At 62.3% G+C, this 18,819-nt stretch carries 15 protein-coding genes; 5 read left to right on the top strand and 10 right to left on the bottom strand.

The features are described from left to right. Nucleotides 1–27 precede the first annotated feature (27 nt). From HU767_RS10020 to HU767_RS10000, 5 genes are all read right to left on the bottom strand, one after another. The gene (locus tag HU767_RS10020; RefSeq protein WP_186729436.1) at nucleotides 28–348 is read right to left on the bottom strand and encodes a hypothetical protein; all 321 of its coding nucleotides are present in this window, start codon (nucleotides 346–348) and stop codon (nucleotides 28–30) included. 299 nt (nucleotides 349–647) lie between these two features. After that, nucleotides 648–1,967 carry an MFS transporter gene (locus HU767_RS10015; protein WP_186706395.1) on the bottom strand — a complete coding sequence of 440 codons (1,320 nt, stop codon included), beginning with the start codon at nucleotides 1,965–1,967 and terminating at the stop codon, nucleotides 648–650. A 426-nt stretch (nucleotides 1,968–2,393) separates the two neighbouring features. After that, complete coding sequence (locus tag HU767_RS10010; protein ID WP_186729435.1) at nucleotides 2,394–3,719, bottom strand: sigma-54 dependent transcriptional regulator; 1,326 nt, start codon at nucleotides 3,717–3,719, stop codon at nucleotides 2,394–2,396. Beyond that, nucleotides 3,712–5,478, bottom strand: coding sequence for an ATP-binding protein (locus HU767_RS10005; protein WP_186729434.1), 1,767 nt, complete (start codon nucleotides 5,476–5,478; stop codon nucleotides 3,712–3,714). Before HU767_RS10005 ends, HU767_RS10010 begins: the two co-directional genes overlap by 8 nt. Nucleotides 5,479–5,907: 429 nt before the next feature. Next, a complete protein-coding gene (locus HU767_RS10000; protein ID WP_003178511.1) occupies nucleotides 5,908–7,431 on the bottom strand; it encodes a fumarate hydratase in 1,524 nt (507 codons plus the stop codon). A gap of 462 nt (nucleotides 7,432–7,893) precedes the next feature. Here HU767_RS10000 and HU767_RS09995 point away from each other — a divergent pair, with 462 nt between their 5' ends. The 3 genes from HU767_RS09995 to HU767_RS09985 are packed head-to-tail and all read left to right on the top strand — an operon-like array spanning nucleotide 7,894 to nucleotide 10,706. Beyond that, on the top strand, nucleotides 7,894–9,000 hold the full coding sequence (locus tag HU767_RS09995; protein ID WP_186706392.1) for a GGDEF domain-containing protein: 1,107 nt from the start codon (nucleotides 7,894–7,896) through the stop codon (nucleotides 8,998–9,000). Beyond that, on the top strand, nucleotides 8,993–9,928 hold the full coding sequence (locus tag HU767_RS09990) for an iron-sulfur-binding ferredoxin reductase (RefSeq protein WP_186706391.1): 936 nt from the start codon (nucleotides 8,993–8,995) through the stop codon (nucleotides 9,926–9,928). The genes HU767_RS09995 and HU767_RS09990 overlap by 8 nt, the downstream gene beginning before the upstream one ends. Before the next feature lie 28 nt (nucleotides 9,929–9,956). Beyond that, nucleotides 9,957–10,706 (top strand): enoyl-CoA hydratase, encoded by a 750-nt coding sequence (locus HU767_RS09985; RefSeq protein ID WP_186729433.1) that lies wholly within the window; start codon nucleotides 9,957–9,959, stop codon nucleotides 10,704–10,706. A gap of 320 nt (nucleotides 10,707–11,026) precedes the next feature. Here HU767_RS09985 and pyk read toward each other — a convergent pair whose 3' ends face one another. After that, entirely contained in the window at nucleotides 11,027–12,478 is a 1,452-nt protein-coding gene (gene pyk, locus HU767_RS09980) for a pyruvate kinase (protein WP_053124684.1), read from the bottom strand. Nucleotides 12,479–12,803: 325 nt separating this feature from the next. On the opposite strand from pyk, the gene HU767_RS09975 reads away from it, so the two are divergent. Both HU767_RS09975 and HU767_RS09970 read left to right on the top strand, forming a co-directional pair. Next, nucleotides 12,804–13,175 (top strand): tetratricopeptide repeat protein, encoded by a 372-nt coding sequence (locus HU767_RS09975; protein ID WP_186729432.1) that lies wholly within the window; start codon nucleotides 12,804–12,806, stop codon nucleotides 13,173–13,175. A 285-nt stretch (nucleotides 13,176–13,460) separates the two neighbouring features. After that, nucleotides 13,461–13,820 (top strand): PilZ domain-containing protein, encoded by a 360-nt coding sequence (locus tag HU767_RS09970; protein ID WP_186706388.1) that lies wholly within the window; start codon nucleotides 13,461–13,463, stop codon nucleotides 13,818–13,820. A 182-nt stretch (nucleotides 13,821–14,002) separates the two neighbouring features. Here the strand turns inward: HU767_RS09970 and HU767_RS09965 are convergent, their stop codons facing one another. The 4 genes from HU767_RS09965 to HU767_RS09950 all read right to left on the bottom strand — a co-directional run bounded on the left by HU767_RS09965 (nucleotide 14,003) and on the right by HU767_RS09950 (nucleotide 18,730). Continuing rightward, nucleotides 14,003–14,371: a DUF6124 family protein gene (locus tag HU767_RS09965; protein WP_186729431.1), complete on the bottom strand. Its 369-nt coding sequence runs from the start codon at nucleotides 14,369–14,371 to the stop codon at nucleotides 14,003–14,005. Nucleotides 14,372–14,830: 459 nt separating this feature from the next. Continuing rightward, a complete protein-coding gene (locus tag HU767_RS09960) occupies nucleotides 14,831–16,162 on the bottom strand; it encodes a DUF58 domain-containing protein (RefSeq protein WP_186729430.1) in 1,332 nt (443 codons plus the stop codon). Nucleotides 16,163–16,451: 289 nt separating this feature from the next. Continuing rightward, nucleotides 16,452–17,459 carry a MoxR family ATPase gene (locus HU767_RS09955; protein ID WP_186729429.1) on the bottom strand — a complete coding sequence of 336 codons (1,008 nt, stop codon included), beginning with the start codon at nucleotides 17,457–17,459 and terminating at the stop codon, nucleotides 16,452–16,454. An 83-nt stretch (nucleotides 17,460–17,542) separates the two neighbouring features. Then, nucleotides 17,543–18,730 carry a Fic family protein gene (locus HU767_RS09950; RefSeq protein WP_186729428.1) on the bottom strand — a complete coding sequence of 396 codons (1,188 nt, stop codon included), beginning with the start codon at nucleotides 18,728–18,730 and terminating at the stop codon, nucleotides 17,543–17,545. Between the last annotated feature and the right edge of the window lie 89 nt (nucleotides 18,731–18,819).

The raw sequence follows: 18,819 nt of genomic DNA, 5'->3' as shown, positions 1-18,819 counted from the left end.
CCGGGCTGTGAGGAGGTGGTAAGGGGATTAGCTGATGGCAGCAGCGTTGGTGCGGTCGAAGCCATCTTCAGCGATTGCGCCATTGGTGCGGTCGAAACCGTCGGCGGCGATTGCGCTGTTGGTGCGGTCGAAACCGTCGGCAGCGATTGCGCCGTTGGTGCGGTCGAAACCGTCGGCAGCGATTGCGCCGTTGGTGCGGTCGAAACCGTCGGCGGCGAGGGTAGAAGCGCCGGTGCGGTCGTAACCATCAGCGGCGATGGCCGAGCTGGTGCGGTCGAAACCGTCGGCAGCAAAAGTGTTGGCGGCCAGTACGGACAGGGTCAGGGCGATGATCAGTTTGGTTTTCATGGTCGTGCTCCAGAATGTTTGGCGTTAGGCGCCTTGGGTGTGGAGTTCATATTACGCTCGTTAATTTGATTAAAAAGCGCAAATAAATGCTTAAATCTATCAATTAAATAGATCTATATTGGGTTGCCACAGAACGGTCAATGAGGCCCATTGCCGGCGTATCGAATGGCGTTCTGTTGAGGGTGAGGATGGAGGTCAGGCATTAACCAGAGATTAATGTCGGATAAATCTTTGGACAGGCAGAACGAAAAAAGGGGCGAACCTGTAGGTTCGCCCCTTTTGTGCGTACGACTTGGAGATCAGTCGGTCACGATCCGTGAATGCTTGCGAGTATCTTTCATGGTGATGTACACCAGCAGCGACACGGCAATGCAGGCCGTCACGTACCAGTAGTAGCCGGTCTCCATACCGATGCTCTTGAACCACAGCGCGATGTATTCAGCGGTGCCGCCGAAAATCGACACGGTCAGCGCGTAGGGCAGGCCGACGCCCAGGGCGCGGATTTCGGTGGGGAACAACTCGGCTTTCACCACGGCGTTGATCGAGGTGTAGCCGCTGACGATGATCAGTGCCGCCATGATCAGGAAAAACGCGCCCCACCAGGTCTCGATGGTGTGCAGGGTGGTGAGGATCGGCACGGTGAACAGGGTGCCGAGGATGCCGAAGGCGATCAGGATCGGCCGACGACCGATCTTGTCCGACAGCCCGCCGATCAGCGGTTGCAGGCACATGAACAGGAACAGCGTTGCGGCGGAAATGGTGGTGGAGTCGGAGATGCTCATGCCGACGGTGTTCACCAGGTATTTCTGCATGTAGGTGGTGTAGGTGTAGAAGGCCAGGGTGCCGCCCATGGTCAGGCCGACCACGGTCAGCAGTTCCTTGGGATGACGCATCAAGGTGCGCATGGCGCTTTCCTTGGCTTTTTCCTTCTTGGTGAACGACTCGGTTTCTTCCATGCCGCGACGCAGGTACAGCGCCACCACCGCACACAGCGCGCCGATGGCGAACGGGATGCGCCAGCCCCACGCGTACAGCTGCTCGGTGGTCAACATTTGTTGCAGCACGATCAGCACGCCGAGGGCGATGAGCTGGCCGGAAATCAGCGTTACGTACTGGAAGCTAGAGAAGAAACCGCGGCGTTCCTTGGTCGCCATCTCGCTCAGGTAGGTCGCCGAGGTGCCGTATTCGCCACCCACCGACAGGCCTTGGAGCAGGCGGGCGAATACCAGCAGGATCGGTGCGCCGACACCGATGGTTTCGTAGCCGGGGCTCAGGGCGATGATCAGCGAGCCAAAGCACATCAAGTACACCGAGGCCATCAACGCACGTTTGCGACCAGCGCGGTCAGCGTACAAGCCCATCAGCCAGCCACCGATCGGGCGCATCAGGAAGCCGACGGCGAAGATCGCGGCGGTGTTGAGCAATTGGGCGGTGGTGTCGCCCTTGGGGAAGAAGGCTTTGGCGAAGTACAAGGAGAAAGCGGCGTAGACGTACCAGTCGTACCACTCGACCATGTTGCCGACCGAGCCACTGAAGATCGACTTGATCCGGCTGGCGGTGGTTCTTTCACGGGCGGGCACGGCAGCCGACCCGATGGGCAGGGTGTTTGAGTTATCCATTGAAGGATCCTTCGTTTAATTGTTTTTGTGGAGCGCGTGGGAACGCAGCCTGACAGGGCTATAGCAGGAGCTGTGCCAGCTGGGAGAAGGCCGGTTTAGAGGGGGTTGTGGCGTTGCGTAAGCGGAAATCCGCTTATTGTGGCGGCGGGTGTGGGCGGGAATCCGCTTATGCAGGGGGAATGTGTGTTGTCAGTACCGGCCTCATCGCGAGCAGGCTCGCTCCCACATTTCTGTCCGGTGTACATATGATCCTTGTGGGAGCGAGCCTGCTCGCGAAAGCGGTGTGTCAGCCAACTCTGTATTGACTGATCCGACGCCTTCGCGAGCAAGCCCGCTCCCACATTTTTGCCCGACGTGTACACATGCCCCTGTGGGAGCGAGCCTGCTCGCGATGGCGCCAGTACAACCACCACAAAATGGCGGGCCCTACAAAAACATCTCCCGACTCAACCCATGCCGCTGCATCTTTTCATTGAAGGTGCGGCGTGGCAGTTGCAGTTCCTCAAGCACGGCTTTCACATCACCTTTGTGCCGCGTCAGGGCGGCGCGCAGGCACTGGGCTTCGAAGGCTTCCTGTTGGGCCGCCAGGGACTGGCCCGGCTCTGCCTCCAGGACGGGCAGTTGATCGAGCCCCAATACCTGGCGTTCGGCGACGTTGGCCAGCTCGCGTACGTTGCCCGGCCAATCGTGGCTCAGCAGATGGCTTAGTTGCGGGCCATTCAAGGGCGTGACGGGGCGGCCGAGGCGTTCGGCGGCGCTGTGGGTGAAATGCTCGAACAGCAACGGAATATCTTCGCGCCGTTCACGTAAGGGTGGCAGGCGCAGCTCGGCGATGTTCAGGCGATAGGCCAAGTCTTCGCGAAAACGCCCGGCCCGGGCTTCGTCCAGCAGGTCGGGTTTGGTGGCGGCAATGATGCGTAGGTCCACGTTGATGCTCTGGTTGGAGCCCAGGCGTTCGAGCTTTTTTTCTTGAAGAACTCGTAACAGCTTGGCCTGCTGGGCCAGGGGCATGCTTTCGATTTCATCGAGAAACAGCGTGCCGCCATCGGCGTATTCGAGCTTGCCGATGCGCTTGCCCTGGGCCCCGGTGAAGGCGCCGCTTTCATGGCCGAACAGTTCGGCTTCGAACAGTGGTTCGGGAATCGCCGCGCAGTTCAAGGCCACGAAAGGTTTGCTCGCCCGCGGGCCGAAGTCGTGCAGGCAGCGGGCGACCAACTCCTTGCCACTGCCGGTTTCACCACGGATCAACACGTTGACCGGCAATGTCGCCAGGTCCAGCACTTGGCGGCGCAGGTTTTGCAACGAGCGGGAGACGCCAAGCAAGCTGGCGTCGAGCCTGGTCCTGGCATCGGCCTGCTCGTGCAATCGACGGTTTTCCAGCACCAGGAAACGCTTGTCCAGGGCCCTGCGCAAACTGCCAAGCAGGGCTTCCGGGCTGAAGGGCTTTTCCAGGAAGTCGTAGGCACCGTCGCGCATGGCCTCTACCGCCATGGGCACGTCGCCGTGACCGGTCAAGAGAATCACCGGCAGGTCTGGATCCCGGCGGCGCACTTCGGCCAGCAGATCCAGGCCACTGAGGCCGGGCATGCGCACGTCGCTGAGGATCACCCCGGGGAAATGCTCCGGCAGCCGGGCCAGGCATTCGTCGGCGCGGCTGAACAGTTGCACCTGGAACCCCGACAGGCTCAACCATTGCTCGACGGCACTGCGAATGCTGCCTTCGTCATCCACGACCATGACTGAATCAAGCATGCCGTTGAGCCTCCTGATCGATGGGCAAGGTCACGCAGAATACCGCGCCGTTCCCGTGGTTGTCCGCCGTCAGCCGCCCACCGGATTCATGAATGATTGCGAACGAAACCGCCAGCCCCAGGCCCAGGCCGTCGCCCACGGCCTTGGTGGTGAAGAACGGATCGAACACCTGGGCCAGGTGCTCCTCGGCGATGCCGGTGCCGCTGTCGCTGACGGTCAGGCGCCACAATTGCTCATCGGCCTCCAGGCGCACTTCCAAACGTTTGAGCGGTTGGCCGGCCATGGCGTCGAGGGCGTTGCGCAGCAGGTTGATCAACACCTGTTCGAGGCGGATTGCATCGCCGCGCACCCACGCCGGGCGGGTCAGGTGCAGCACGGTGCTGATCTGTTCATCGCGCAGGCGTGTTTCCAGCAGTTGCAGGGCTTGGTCCACCACTTCCGCCAGGTCCAGGCGTTCGCGCAGGCCGCTGGGGCTTTTGCGCGCGAACGTCTTCAAGTGGCCGGTGAGGGCGGCCATGCGGGTCAGCATGTCATCCACCGGCTTGAGGGCCTTGTAGGCGTCATCGACCCGACCGTGATCCAACAGCAGGCGCAGGGTTGCCAATTGCATGCGCTGGGCGGTCAACGGTTGGTTGATTTCATGGGCCAGGGCCGCCGACATCTGCCCCAACGCCGCCAGCTTGGCCGATTGCACCAGCCCGTCCTGGGCCGTGCGCAGATCCCGAGTGCGCTCCTCCACCAGCCGTTCCAGCTCTTCGCGGCTGCGCTGGCGCAACCTTGCCAGGCGCCAGCGCTGGTTGAGAAACAGCAACAGGAACACCAGCGCCAACCATAAGCCAGCGGCGGCGAGCCCGGCGTTGCGCAAGTCCTCGAAGGCGATCTGCGGGCGACGCAGCAAGTGCAGGGTCCAGCCTTCGGCCGTCAACGGCAAGGATTCCCACAGGTAATCCGCCGAGCCATCGGGGGCTTCGACCCGGGCCAGATGGCTGTTGTCATCGAAGCGGCGCAGCGGCTCGAAGGCCAGCGGTTGCAGCGGTTGCTTGTCGTATTGGCGCGTAGCCTTGAGCTCGGCAAGGTCGCTGTCGGACAGCGCGCGCAGGTGGCGATAGCGCCAGCCCGGGCGGTTGGCGATGAAGATGATGCCCCGGGCATCGCTGACCAGCAGGGTATCGCTGCCCTGGCGCCATTCGCGCTCCAGCTCCGGAAACTCCAGCTTTACCACCATCGCGCCAAGGAACGCGCCGTCGTCGCCGGTCACGGCGCTGGAGAGGAAATAACCCGGTATGCCGCTGGTCACGCCCACCGCGTAGAACCGCCCGGTGCCCTGGGTGCGGGTCTGGATGAAATAGGGGCGGAAACCATAGTTGTGCCCGACATAACTGCTGGGCAGGCGCCAGTTACTGGCCGCGACGGCCAAGCCACTGTGGTCGAGCAGTTCCAATGTGGATGACTGGGCGGCGCCATTGATCTGTTCGAGCTTGCGGTTCAGCGCATCCTGTTGAGTCGCACTGAGCGGCCCCTTGAGGGCCGAGCGCAATTCCGGGTCCAGCGCCAGCACGGCGGGCAGGGCGCGGTAGCGTTCGATCAGGGTGTGCAACGAATTGGCATACAGCGCCAACTGCTGGCTGGCACGGCTGGCGTCTTCTTCCAAGGCCTCGCGCTCGGCGTGGCGCACGGCGAGGGTGGCGGCAACCGCCGCGCCGGCGAGGATCAGCAAGGTGTACAACGACAGGCGCAAGGTACGGGGGGTCGGCAGCATGCTGGCGTGAACCAGTGGAAAGTCGGGCGGGCACGATAGCATGGCGGTTGCTTCGAGCGATCAGGTAGTTAGCCTCCAACAGGGATTGGTGGTGGATTGGGGTGTTGTGTCACCTGAGATCCAGCGGGAGCGAGCCTGCTCGCGAAGACGCCAGCACATCCAACTTGATGTCGACTGACCCACCGCTTTCGCGAGCAGGCTCGCTCCCACAATGGTTTGTGGTGAGTGCAAAGTCTTTTTCCCAGCCGATTCCCTGTGGGAGCGGGCTTGCTCGCGAAGAGGCCGGTCCATCCAACATCACCGCAAACTGACACACCGCTTTCGCGAGCAAGCCCGCTCCCACAGGGGGCGGCTGTGGCATCACTGCATAAAAAAAGGCCGGTGGGGTTGTTGCCCCGCCGGCCTTTTTTCACTGCGCCAAAATGCCTGTTACTGCACTTCGACCGCCAGGCTGTCGCTGATCTTTTTCTGCCAGATGGCAGGACCAGTGATATGCACCGACTCGCCCTTGCTGTCCACGGCAACCGTCACTGGCATGTCCTTGACCTCGAACTCGTAGATCGCTTCCATGCCCAGTTCGGCGAACGCCAGGACCTTGGATTTCTTGATCGCCTGGGCCACCAGGTAAGCGGCACCGCCGACGGCCATCAGGTAGACGGCTTTGTTGTCCTTGATCGCTTCGATGGCGGTCGGGCCGCGCTCGGATTTGCCGATCATGCCCAACAGGCCGGTCTGCTCGAGGATCTGGCGGGTGAACTTGTCCATCCGTGTGGCGGTGGTCGGACCGGCTGGGCCGACCACTTCGTCGCCGACCGGATCGACCGGGCCGACGTAGTAGATGAAGCGGCCCTTGAGGTCCACCGGCAAGGTTTCACCCTTGTTCAGCATCTCGACCATGCGTTTGTGCGCGGCGTCGCGACCGGTGAGCATCTTGCCGTTGAGCAGCACGGTTTCGCCCGGCTTCCAGCTCTGCACGTCTTCCGGGGTCAAGGTGTCGAGGTTGACGCGACGGGCCGACGGGCCGGCTTCCCAGACGATTTCCGGGTAGGCGTCCAGCGGTGGCGCTTCCAGCGAAGCCGGGCCGGTGCCGTCCAGCACGAAGTGGGCGTGACGGGTGGCGGCGCAGTTGGGGATCATGCACACCGGCAGGGAGGCGGCGTGGGTCGGGTAATCCATGATCTTCACGTCGAGCACGGTCGTCAGGCCACCCAGGCCCTGGGCGCCGATGCCCAGTTGGTTGACCTTCTCGAACAGCTCCAGGCGCATCTCTTCGATACGGTTCTGCGGGCCGCGGGCCTTGAGCTCATGGATGTCGATGGATTCCATCAAGACTTCCTTGGCCATCACCGCGGCTTTCTCGGCAGTGCCGCCGATGCCGATACCGAGCATGCCCGGTGGGCACCAGCCGGCGCCCATGGTCGGAACGGTCTTGAGCACCCAGTCGACGATGGAGTCGGACGGGTTGAGCATGGCCATCTTCGACTTGTTCTCGGAACCGCCGCCCTTGGCCGCTACGTCCACTTCCACGGTGTTGCCCGGGACGATGGAGTAGTGGATGACCGCCGGGGTGTTGTCCTTGGTGTTTTTGCGTGCGCCTGCCGGGTCGGCGAGGATGGAGGCACGCAGGACATTTTCCGGCAGGTTGTAGGCGCGACGCACGCCCTCGTTGATCATGTCGTCCAGGCCCATGGTCGCGCCATCCCAACGCACATCCATGCCCACGCGCACGAACACAGTCACGATGCCGGTGTCCTGGCAGATCGGCCGATGGCCGGTGGCGCACATGCGCGAGTTGATCAGGATCTGCGCCATGGAGTCACGGGCCGCCGGCGATTCTTCGCGCAGGTAGGCTTCGTGCATCGCCTGGATGAAATCCACGGGGTGGTAATAGGAAATGAACTGCAAGGCGTCGGCGACGCTCTGTATCAGGTCATCTTGCTTGATCACGGTCATGAGTCGCGCTCCTCTCTAAAGACGGGAACATTCAATAAGGTGCCGGCCGCTTGGGTGCATCGGTCGACGGGCGGCACCTCTATAAGGCACGCCGGGCATGCTGGCGCGACGCTAAAAAGGCGCGGCAGTATATCGCAGGCCAGCCCCCAGTGGGAGCAAGGCTTGCCCGCGATCGCGACGGATTGAACAGGTAAGGGGGAAAACCTGTGGCCAGAGATTGCTCCCGCTGGGCTGCGCAGCGGCCCCAGGATTTTGCGGTCGCTGCGCAACCGAGCGGGAGCAAGCTCCCTCGCCACAGGGATATCAGGGGCGCGAGCCACTGCGTCAATTGGGCCATTGCTTTGACGCCATTTTTCTGCTCCAGAATTGAATGGTCATTTGTCCTACACGCCACTAAAGTGGCGTCTGGCCTGTAGCGTAGGACGCCTCCTGTCAGTTTCCTTTCCCATGGTGAGTCAACGATTGACCCATAACGCCATTCAACGTCTTTTGCTGAAACGCTTCGCTTTGGCGGCCGCGACGTACGCGCTGGCACTGGTTTTGTTGTGGCTGGCATTTTTCAGTGGGCATTACCTGGACTCGTTGCGCGGTGTCATCATCGGCAGCGTGTTGGTCGTGCTGTGCCAGGCCGGGCTGTTCACATTGTTTATCACCGACCGCAACCTGCGCTTTGCCGACCCCAGCCTCACCGAAGTCCAGGTGTTGATCGGCCTGGGCTGGCAGACTTGGATGATGGCGCACCTGGACCAGGCCCGGGGCGTGTTCCTGGTGTTCTATGTGCTGATTCTGTTGTTCGGGCTGTTCCACCTGTCACGCCGGGCGTTTGTGCGCTGCGCGTCGCTGGTGTTCATCAGTTTCACCGCGATTACCCTCTGGGACGGTTACTTCTTCAGGCTTCCCGATCCCACCCTGGCCGGGTTGCAGGTGGCCGTGCTGTTTCTCGTGCTGGTGTGGCTGGTGTTTTACGCCCGCTACGTCCAGACCTCACGCCAGCGCATGCGTCAGCGGCGGTTTGCCTTGCAGGCGCACCAGGACACCTTGCGCGGGATGATGCGCCAGCTCGAAGACCTGGTGGCCACCGATGAGCTGACCGGGCTGTTCAATCGCCGGCATTTCCTGCGCCTGGCCTCCCGCGAACTCAACACCCTCCGGCCCGGCGTCGCCCATGGCCTGGCCCTGATCGACCTTGACCATTTCAAGCGCATCAACGACCTGCACGGCCACGCCGCCGGCGACCAGGTGCTCCAGGCGTTCGCCGCGGTCGCCACGGCGTGCCTGCGCGAAGGCGATGTATTGGCCCGTTACGGCGGCGAGGAATTCGTCATGCTGCTGCCCGCTTGCGACCCCCAGCGCCTGACGGCCTGTTGCGAGCGGCTGCGGCTGGCGTTCACCGAAGTCGAACTGATCGGCCTGCAGGTCGGCGCCCTCAGCCTGTCGGCGGGCATGACGATGCTGGACATGGGCGATGACCTGGATAACGCGTTGCAGCGGGCCGACCAGGCCCTGTACCGTGCCAAGCGAGACGGCCGCAATCGGTGCGCCGCCGCTTGGGAGAACGTCGATGCCTGAACTGACAGTCGCCGGTCGGCACTGGACGGTGGCGGCGGGCAGTAACCTGCTGGACGCCTTGAACGGTGCCGGCGTGCCGGTGCCCTACAGTTGCCGCGCCGGGAGCTGCCACGCCTGCCTGGTGCAGTGCGTGGGTGGCGACGTGCGCGACAGCCGTCCCGATGCCCTGAGCCCGACGCAGCGCGACCAGGGCTGGCGGTTGGCCTGCCAATGCCAGGTGGTGGAGGATGTGCAGATCCATACCTTCGATCCGCAACGTGACGGCCAGGCCGCCCAGGTGATGGCAGTGGATTGGCTGGGCGGCGAGGTGTTGCGCTTGCGCGTCACGCCCGAGCGGCCGCTGCGGTATCGGGCCGGGCAGCATCTGGTGCTGTGGGCCGGCGAGGTGGCCCGGCCATATTCCCTGGCAAGCCTGCCCGAAGAAGACCGTTTCCTGGAGTTCCACCTCGATTGCCGTGAGCCCGGCCAGTTCATCGAGGCGGCCCGGCAGATGAACGCCGGCGACCCGATCCGGCTGGGCGAGCTGCGCGGTGGCGCCTTGCACTACGATCCCGACTGGCATGCCAGGCCGCTGTGGCTGCTCGCCGCCGGGACGGGCTTGGCGCCGCTGTTCGGCTTGCTGCGCGAGGCGTTGCGCCAGCATCACCAAGGCGCGATTCGCCTTATTCACGTGGCCCATGATGCGGCCGGGCATTACCTGGCCAAACCCCTGGAGGCGCTGGCGGCCAAGCATCAAAACCTCTCGGTGGAGCTGCTGACCGCGGCCGAGGCGCCGTCCGCCTTGGCGCAACTGCGGCTTGTTTCCCGGCAAACCCAAGCCTTACTCTGCGGCCATCCCGACCGGGTCGAGGCCTTTGCCAAGCGTTTGTACCTGGCCGGCTTGCCGCGCAATCAACTGCTGGCCGACGTCTTCCTGCCCCGTGGTTGAGCGCTGATTCCCAGACGCGAGACCGACCATGACCGAAACCCTGTTGCTCGACCGTGAACGCGGCCTGCTGACCGTGCGCTTGAACCGCCCGGACAAGAAAAACGCCCTCACCCGGGCGATGTACAGTCAATTGGCCCATGCCCTGACGATGGCCGACACCGACCCGCAGATTCGCGCGGTGCTGCTCACCGGCTCCAGCGATTGCTTCACCGCCGGTAACGATATCGTCGACTTCCTCGAACAGCCACCGAACGACCTCGATAACCCGGTATTCCAGTTCATGCTCAGCCTGCTCGATTGCCGCAAACCGGTGATCGCCGCCGTGGTTGGGCCGGCGGTGGGCATCGGCACGACGTTGCTGCTGCATTGCGACCTGGTCTACGTCAGCCGGGATGCGCGGCTGCGCATGCCGTTCGTCAACCTGGGTTTGTGTCCAGAGTTCGGCTCCAGCCTGATCCTGCCGCGGCTGCTGGGCCAGGCCAAGGCTGCGCAATTGTTGCTGTTGGGCGAGGGCTTCAGTGGAGAACAGGCGGTCGCATGGGGCATCGCTACCGAGGCGCTGGACAATGGCGAAGCGGTATTGGCCAAGGCCAGGGAAGTGGCATTGCGCTTCGAATCGCTGCCGCCGGAAGCGGTGTGTATCAGCAAGCAACTGATGAAAGCGCCGGACCGGGAAGCATTGCGCAAGGTGATCGAAGAGGAGGGCAAGTTGTTCACCCAACGCCTGCGCTCGCCCGAAGCGGTGGCGGCGTTGTCGGGGTTTATCAACAGGCGTTGAGTTTTTTGGTGCCTGGTCCGGCCCTATCGCGAGCAAGCTTTGCTCCCACAGTAGATCTGTGGTGTTCATGAATAATGTGTTCAACACAAGATCCCTGTGGGAGCGGGCTTGCTCGCGAAAGCGGTGGGTCAGCTTGCATCCATCTTGAATGAGCTGACGCCTTCGCGAGCAAGCCCGCTCCCACAGGTGAGATGTGTACGCAGTCCAAAATGTGGGAGCAAAGCTTGCTCGCGATGGCGGCAGATCAGGCTTCAGCAGGCAAAAACCAAAAAGCCCCGCCATTCACATGGCAGGGCTTTTGTTTTTCAGCGTTCGGTCACTCAGACCATCGGGTCGCCAACGTGCAGGATCTTCATCCCGTTGGTGCCGCCGATGGTGTGGTAGCTGTCGCCCTTGGTCAGGATGACCCAGTCGCCGGTCTGCACCACGCCGCGCTTGACCAGTTCATCCACCGCCGCCTGGCTGACTTCGCCCGGTTGCAGGGCCGCTGGGTCGAACGGCACGGTGTAGACGCCACGGAACATCGACGCGCGGGCCTGGGTCTCGCGGTGTGGAGAGAACGCGTAGATCGGCACCGAGGAGCGGATGCGCGACATGATCAGCGGCGTGTAGCCACTTTCGGTCAAGGCGATGATCGCCTTCACGCCCGGGAAGTGGTTGGCGGTGTACATCGTCGCCAGGGCGATGCTTTCGTCGCAGCGCTCGAAGGTCTTGCCGATGCGGTGGCTGGAGGTCTTGCTGGTCGGGTGCTTTTCAGCGCCGATGCAAATACGCGCCATGGCCTGCACCGCTTCGAGCGGGTAGAGGCCGGCGGCGCTTTCGGCCGAGAGCATCACGGCGTCGGTGTAGTCGAGCACGGCGTTGGCTACGTCGGACACTTCGGCGCGGGTCGGCATCGGGTTCTGGATCATCGACTCCATCATCTGGGTCGCGACGATCACCGCCTTGTTGTGGCGGCGTGCGTGCAGAATGATCTTCTTCTGGATGCCCACCAGCTCGGCGTCGCCGATTTCCACGCCCAGGTCACCACGGGCCACCATCACGGCGTCGGACGCCTTGATCAGGCCGTCGAGGGTTTCGTCGTCGGCCACGGCTTCGGCGCGTTCGATCTTGGCCACCAGCCAGGCGGTGCCGCCGGCTTCGTCGCGCAGTTGACGGGCGTATTCCATGTCCGCCGCGTCACGGGGAAAGGAAACGGCCAGGTAGTCGACTTCCATTTCCGCGGCCAGCTTGATGTCGGCCTTGTCTTTTTCGGTCAGGGCTGGGGCCGTCAGGCCACCGCCGCGACGGTTGATGCCTTTGTGGTCCGACAGCGGGCCGCCGATGGTCACGACGCAGTTCAGTTCGGTGGCGGTAGCGGTCTCGACGCGCATCACCACGCGACCGTCGTCAAGCAGCAGCTCGTCGCCGACGCCGCAATCCTTGACCAGGTCCGGATAGTCGATGCCGACCACTTGCTGGTTGCCTTCGGTCAGCGGATGGCTGGTGGAGAAGGTGAAGGTGTCACCGATCTTCAGCTCGATGCGCTTGTTGGCGAATTTGGCGATACGGATCTTCGGGCCTTGCAGGTCACCCAGCAGGGCAACGAAGCGGCCATGCTTGGCAGCGAGGTCGCGCACCAGCTTGGCACGAGCCTTGTGCTCGTCGGGGGTGCCGTGGGAGAAATTCAGACGGGCAACGTCCAGGCCAGCCAGAATCAGCTGTTCGAGAACTTCCGGCGAATTACTGGCCGGGCCAAGGGTAGCGACGATTTTGGTGCGACGGACGGACATGCAAGACTCCTCAAGTTCAAGCGCCAGCGAAGGCTACTATGCTCTTTGGGTGTAGTCATTGTTCATATGCACTACTTTTTCGTTTGTTTTTCGAAATGAACATTCCTGAAAATTTTTGCGCCTTTAACTACTAAAGCCGAACACTGCTCTTGTGGCGAGGGAGCTTGCTCCCGCTGGGCTGTGCAACAGCCCCAAGATTTTACGGTCGCTACGCAACCGAGCGGGAGCAAGCTCCCTCGCCACACAGGTGTTCACCATCGGAGTGTTTTCAGCTGAAGATTTTCCCCGCCAGGTCGATACAGAGCTCAAGACAGGAGAACCTCCCATGCGATTCGTGCTTTTTGTTGCCCTGGCCCTGAGCGTCACGGGCTGCACCCGTTGGTCGATGAACCACCACATGAACCTGGCCTACAAGGCTTATGACCGTGGCAATTGCGAGCAGGTCATGCTTGAGCTGTCCAAGGTCGACCGCGCCAGCCGCGCCCGCCGCTATATGCAGCCGGAAGTCTCGATGCTGCGCGGCCAATGCCTGGAGCGGCAGAAGCTGTTCATCGATGCAGCGCAGACCTACCAGTTCATCATCAGCCAATACCCTAACAGCGAATACGCGTTCCGCGCTCGCGCCCGGCTCGAAACCCTGCAGAGCCTGGGCCACTACCCGACCCGCAGCGCCTCGGCGATTCGTCCTGCTTCTTGACCCTCCCTCCCGTGGCCAGGAGTAATCCTGGCCATCCGTCCTCTGCCCGTCGTGTTTATGAAAATTAATACATGGGACTGGTTGCCTTCTAACCTTGGGCTATATTTGTACAAGTCGTAGTTAGAGCTAGATCTCTACTTTATAGAAGCACCTGAGACCGGCAGAAGTAGGCTCAAGGCGGTTGATAGCGTCTGGCACCGGGATTGGGGAGAGCGGGCTCGCTTGGGTTCGTTCCGAAGTGATCGGTTGGCCCTGTATGTGGCCGCTAAGAAAGCGATACAAGACATGTACAAGGAACGCCGAATCGAACGGCATCAGTTGCCGTATTTCCTCAAAGTGTTCAACGGTATCAACGACAGGCCCATCGGTTTTTTGGGCAACGTTTCTGAAAATGGGCTGATGCTGATCAGCCAGCTGCCGTTGATGGTCGGTGCGGATTTCGACCTGCACCTGAAAATCCCCGCCGACGAAGGGCCACAGGAGAACATCCAGTTGAAAGCCAGGTGCCTGTGGTGTCACGAAGACGTGACGCCGCAGCATTTCGATGCCGGTTTCAGCTTGCTGTGGGCGCCACCGGACTATGGGCAACTGGTGAGCGCGTTGCGGCAGTATTTCTGTTTTTATCCGTTGCCGGCGTCGGCTTGATGCCGCTTGGGTCCTAGCCGCAAGGCCTGGTTCCTGCGGGTGTACCCCACTTAATTGTGGGAGCGGGCTTGCTCGCGAAAGCGGTGGATCAGCTTGCAGCAATGCTGAATGTGCCGCCGCCTTCGCGAGCAAGCCCGCTCCCACAGGACCTTCATCCGCCCGCGTCTACAGGCATTCGGCCCTCAGCGCTGAACCCTCGCCTCGTTATCCAGCATCTTCTCCAGCAACAACACTCCCATCTCGCCCATTTGGTGAATCGCCAACGCCAGGTTGCGTGGGGCGCCTTCGAGGTCTTCCGATAGATCCAGGATCAGCGTGCTTACCGAACAGAAGGTTTCGTAGGTGTGGGCGAGCATGCCTTCGGGGTCGGCGTCGGGGGCGACGATGAAGTAGTCCGGTTGTTTGTAAGGTTTTTTGTCGGGTTGGCCGTGGTTGGGCTTGAGGTAGTAGTCGAGGGCTCTTTGGGCGGCTTCGTCGAGCTTTTCGGGATCGGGGGTTTCGTGAGGGGATAGCGGATCGGTGTGGGGTGGGTTAGGTGTGGCTTTGAACATGGTGATCTTCCTTAAAATAATGCCTTGACCACTTCGCGACTAAACGGAGGGGTGGCGGCTGTACGCAGGTTAGTCGACCGGGGAAGTGTCACCAAAAACCGGCGCGCCGAAGCGCCCTGCGCACAGCCACCATCAAGAGCAGGGATAGGGAGACCTGACTGATGGAGACGCAATGCATCTTGGTGATGTACCCCGGGCGACTAAACCCGATCGCTGGTTATCAGCGACGCGAATCAAGTTACGGGGCAAGGCCAAGGTGCACAAGCCGGCGGATTCTGGCGGATCTGTAGTCCGTTGCGCAAGGCGCTGTAGTTAATCGGACTTTTGCTGTCTCGCTGTAGGACCATTGTGACCGGGCTGCTGTTTCAGTGCGATGCGCCCCCCAAAAGGGGCTGCTACGCAGCCCAGCGGGAGCAAGCTCCCTCGCCACGGGTTCATCGCTTTCTTAAGTGATCAGCTTCAGGCGGTTCCGGCTTTTTTCCAGGCCAGGTATTGGGTCACCAGGGCCGCGCCCAGTTCGCTGGGGCGCGAATCCAGGGTTGGCACGCCGTGGGCGGCGAGCTGCTTGTGCAGCTCGGCCCGCGCATTCAAATAATCCACCGTCCCGCAATAGGCCAAGGCCTCGGGCAAGGTTTGCACCGGTGCCTGGCGCAACCGATCGAGGGCTTCTTCCCGCAGGCTGGCCACCAGCACCCGATGCTGTTGCCCCAGCCGTTTCACGGCGGCGAGCAGTTGCGCATCGTCTTCATCCCGCAGGTTGGTCACCAGCACCACCAAGGCCCGGCGTTTTTGCCGGGCCAACAGTTCGGTGACGGCCGCCTGGTAGTCGGCGGGGCGTTGGCTGCTGTCGAGGTCGTACACGGTGTTGAGCAGGACGTTGAGTTGGCCGGTGCCTTTGACCGGGGCGAGGTAGCGGCTTTGCTCGCTGGCGAAGGTGCTCAGGCCCACGGCATCGCCCTGGCGCAGGGCGGTGTAGCTGAGCAGCAGGCAGGCGTTGAGGGCGTGGTCGAAATGCGCCAGCTCGCCGTCCTGGCTGCGCATGCGTCGGCCACAATCGAGCATGAAGATGATCTGCTGGTCGCGCTCGTCTTCGTATTCCCGGGCGATCGGCGTGCGATGGCGGGCGGTGGCTTTCCAATCGATCTGGCGCAGGCTGTCGCCCTCGCGGAATTCGCGCAGTTGATGGAATTCCTGCCCCTGGCCGCGGCGTTGCCGCTGGCGAATGCCGAGCTGGCTGAGCCAATTGTCCACCGCCAGCAACTGGCCGTCGTAGAGCCTGGCGAAATCCGGGTAGACGCGGGTGTGGTCGACGGCGTCCAGCAGGCGTTTGTCGGTCCACAAGCCCAGCGGGCTCGGCAGGTTGGTTTCGCACTGGACGAAGGTAAAGTGACCGCGCTTGAGCGGGCGCAGGCGGTAGCCGACCTGGCTGCGCTGGCCGGGTTGCAGTTCGACCGACTGCGGCAGGTTTTCGAAGTCCAGGCCATCGGGAACATGATCGAAAAGCTGCACGTGCAGCGGCTGGGCAAAGTCGTGGCTGACTTCCAGGCGGACATCACCCCAGCGGCCCAGGGCCAGGCTCCCGGGCATTTGCCGTTGCACCCGCGGCGAGGGCAGGCGTCGGACGCGCACCGCGTCGAGCAGCGCCAGGGCCAGCAAGGCCAGCAGCAACCCCCAGTTGATCGACAGCAGCGTCGATGGCACCGCGATGCCCAGCGCTCGCAGGGCGCCGAGCACGATGCTCACGGCCAGCAGCACGGCGAGCCAGGTCAGCAGCAGGCGTGAGGGTTTCATCGGTGCATGCCCTTGCAGGGGATGTTGGCCTTGGCAAAGAAATTTACTGCAGTGAGGTTTCCTGTGGCGAGGGAGCTTGCTCCCGCTGGACGCGCAGCGTCCCCTGGCGGTGTGTCAGATAGAACTTGGGGGCTGCTTCGCAGCCCAGCGGGAGCAAGCTCCCTCGCCACAAAAAGCATGCCTGCCACAAAGAATTTTCCTGGCACAAAAAGCATTCCTGGTACAGAAGACATTCCTGCCATAGAAGGTATTCCTGGCACAAAAAGCACGCTTGGCACAGACGCCCTCATCACAACCGCGGCGCCGGCACTTGATCGAGCAGTTGCCCCAGCACCTGGTCCACCGACAGCCCTTCGATGTCCAGTTCCGGCGCCAGCCGCACGCGATGGCGCAGTACGGCCAGGGCGCAGCCCTTGATGTCGTCCGGCACCACGAAGTCGCCGCCGCGCAACAACGCCCGGGCCCGGGCGCAACGCACCAGCGCAATCGACGCGCGAGGCCCGGCGCCGAGGGTCAGGCCCGGCCAGCTGCGGGTGGTGCGGGCCAGGCGCACGGCGTAGTCGAGCACCTGGTCGTCCATCGGCAGGTCGCTGGCGATGCGTTGCAACGCTTGCACGTCCTTGGCCTGCAACACCATGCGCAGCGGTTGCACGTCGAGCATGTCGGCGCGGGTCGAACGGCTGACCTGGCGGACCATGTCCAGCTCCTGGTCGGCATCCGGGTAATCCATGCGCACCTTGAGCATGAAGCGGTCGAGCTCGGCTTCCGGCAGCGGGTAGGTGCCTTCCTGTTCGATGGGGTTCTGGGTGGCGAGGACCATGAACGGCTGGGCGATAGGCAGGGCGCGGCCCTCGAGGGTGACCTGACGCTCCTGCATGGCTTCGAGCAGCGCGGCCTGGGTCTTGGCTGGCGCACGGTTGATCTCGTCGGCCAGCAGCAGATGGGTGAACACCGGGCCCTTGCGCAGCTTGAACTGCTCGGTCTGCAAGTCGTACACCGCATGCCCGGTGACGTCGCTGGGCATCAGGTCGGGGGTGAACTGGATGCGCGCGAACTCGCCGTTGAAACAGCGAGCCAGGGCCCGCACCAGCAAGGTCTTGCCCAGCCCGGGAACGCCTTCGAGCAATACGTGGCCACCGGCGATCAATGCCGTGAGCACATCGTCGATCACACTGGCCTGACCCACCACCGCCTTGCGCAGCTCGGTGCGGATAGCCTGGGCCAACTGACTGGCGCGCTGGCGCTGTTGGACGGCGTGGGCCTGGCCGTCGGTAGGTTCGTTCTGTTCAGTCGTCAATTCTGGCGTTCTCCTAACGGTTAAATCCTATGACTCGCGATATGGTGCAGTGCCGGGCGCTGACAACTGAGTCGCTGCACACCTTAGCCCATTTGAAAATGCAGGTTCGGAAAGATCAATCCGGCGAAGCGTGCGGGCAGACCCGCTTCCACCGTGCGGGACCGGGGGGTACTGCTGACCACGATCCCCGCTTCGATCAAGCGGCCCAGTTCTTCCGTTGCCAGCCGATCCTTCAAGCCTGTGAACACCTTGAACTCCGCACGCGGCATCGCACCTTGAGTGAGAAGCGCCAGCACAGCGGCTGCACTGGTTGGCCGGATGCCGGCACGGCGAAGCTCGGGATCCGTCGAGAACACATGAACAACCTGCTCGCGCAGCTTGGCCGGGTTTAGCGAGGTGGTCATGTACTCAATCTGGTCGCGGCAGACATCGAGCATGAATTCGATGAAGTTGAAGTAGTGACGCTGTGAAAGTTGGCCACGCCCGTCATAGTCACCCTCACGCGGGCGATCAGCCAGGGCCAGGAAGCGATAGTACTCATCTTGCCTGCGAGCCAGGCCGCGAGACAGTGACCAGAGAAAAGGTTTCAGCCCAAGGTGAACAAGCTGCAGGTGGGTGAGCATCCGAATCACTCGACCATTACCGTCCAGGAAGGGGTGAACAAGCGCCACCCGGTGATGGCCTGCCAGGGCCGCGATCAATTGGCGCCGCGGATCCCTGATTCGTCCGTAGTGCAGCTGCAGATGCTCAAGCATGGGCAATACAACAGCCGCCGCTGGAGCGACATGGGCGCCAACCTGGACCTGTTCATTCTCTTCGGCCCGCAGCCTGCCGGGTTCCATCAGGCGCCCATCGTCCAGGGTCAGTTCCTGCTTGGACGCGTCCTTGAACAGTCGACGATGGATGGCCGCGATCAACTTGGGATCGAACAGCGCGGAGAAATTCTCCGCTGGCCGCATGCGAAGTAGCCGCTCCATCACCTCCTGCTGCGTCATGTGCTGCACGGCCAGCTCTTTGAGTTCCTTTCGTTCCCGTTTTGGTGTCGTGCGAGCAACCTGCAGGTCGGCAATCTCGGTGCGATGCCCTTCGATCAGGTTCGAGTAGTAGGTGTTGGTGATGCGCAACAGGCCCGCCAGTTGCCTGGATGTCTCATCGGCCAGACGTCCGGCCAGGAAGGCTGCCTTGCGTGGCAACTGATCCGCGGCCAGAAAGATCGAGTCGGGCAGAGTTTCTGGCAGTACGGGATCAAGGTACGTTTTCGAGGTGATCATCGTTTTGCTTCCAGCGAACATAAACGGCTATTGGTTGGGCAGTTCCTGCGGAAATTTATGCGGAAAATAAAATGGTCGATAAAGCCAGT

The sequence above is a fragment of the Pseudomonas sp. SWRI179 genome, assembly GCF_014268705.1.
Lineage (GTDB): Bacteria > Pseudomonadota > Gammaproteobacteria > Pseudomonadales > Pseudomonadaceae > Aquipseudomonas > Aquipseudomonas zanjanensis.
Note: the sequence above shows the minus strand (reverse complement) of the source record. Positions and strands in the feature narration are given on the sequence as shown.

What these genes read in the sequence shown, in the direction of transcription:
- HU767_RS10020 (WP_186729436.1), bottom strand. Translation starts at nt 348, where the DNA reads ATGAAAACCAAACTGATCATCGCCCTGACCCTGTCCGTACTGGCCGCC.
- HU767_RS10015 (WP_186706395.1), bottom strand. Translation starts at nt 1,967, where the DNA reads ATGGATAACTCAAACACCCTGCCCATCGGGTCGGCTGCCGTGCCCGCC.
- HU767_RS10010 (WP_186729435.1), bottom strand. Translation starts at nt 3,719, where the DNA reads ATGCTTGATTCAGTCATGGTCGTGGATGACGAAGGCAGCATTCGCAGT.
- HU767_RS10005 (WP_186729434.1), bottom strand. Translation starts at nt 5,478, where the DNA reads ATGCTGCCGACCCCCCGTACCTTGCGCCTGTCGTTGTACACCTTGCTG.
- HU767_RS10000 (WP_003178511.1), bottom strand. Translation starts at nt 7,431, where the DNA reads ATGACCGTGATCAAGCAAGATGACCTGATACAGAGCGTCGCCGACGCC.
- HU767_RS09990 (WP_186706391.1), top strand. Translation starts at nt 8,993, where the DNA reads ATGCCTGAACTGACAGTCGCCGGTCGGCACTGGACGGTGGCGGCGGGC.
- HU767_RS09985 (WP_186729433.1), top strand. Translation starts at nt 9,957, where the DNA reads ATGACCGAAACCCTGTTGCTCGACCGTGAACGCGGCCTGCTGACCGTG.
- pyk (WP_053124684.1), bottom strand. Translation starts at nt 12,478, where the DNA reads ATGTCCGTCCGTCGCACCAAAATCGTCGCTACCCTTGGCCCGGCCAGT.
- HU767_RS09975 (WP_186729432.1), top strand. Translation starts at nt 12,804, where the DNA reads ATGCGATTCGTGCTTTTTGTTGCCCTGGCCCTGAGCGTCACGGGCTGC.
- HU767_RS09970 (WP_186706388.1), top strand. Translation starts at nt 13,461, where the DNA reads ATGTACAAGGAACGCCGAATCGAACGGCATCAGTTGCCGTATTTCCTC.
- HU767_RS09965 (WP_186729431.1), bottom strand. Translation starts at nt 14,371, where the DNA reads ATGTTCAAAGCCACACCTAACCCACCCCACACCGATCCGCTATCCCCT.
- HU767_RS09960 (WP_186729430.1), bottom strand. Translation starts at nt 16,162, where the DNA reads ATGAAACCCTCACGCCTGCTGCTGACCTGGCTCGCCGTGCTGCTGGCC.
- HU767_RS09950 (WP_186729428.1), bottom strand. Translation starts at nt 18,730, where the DNA reads ATGATCACCTCGAAAACGTACCTTGATCCCGTACTGCCAGAAACTCTG.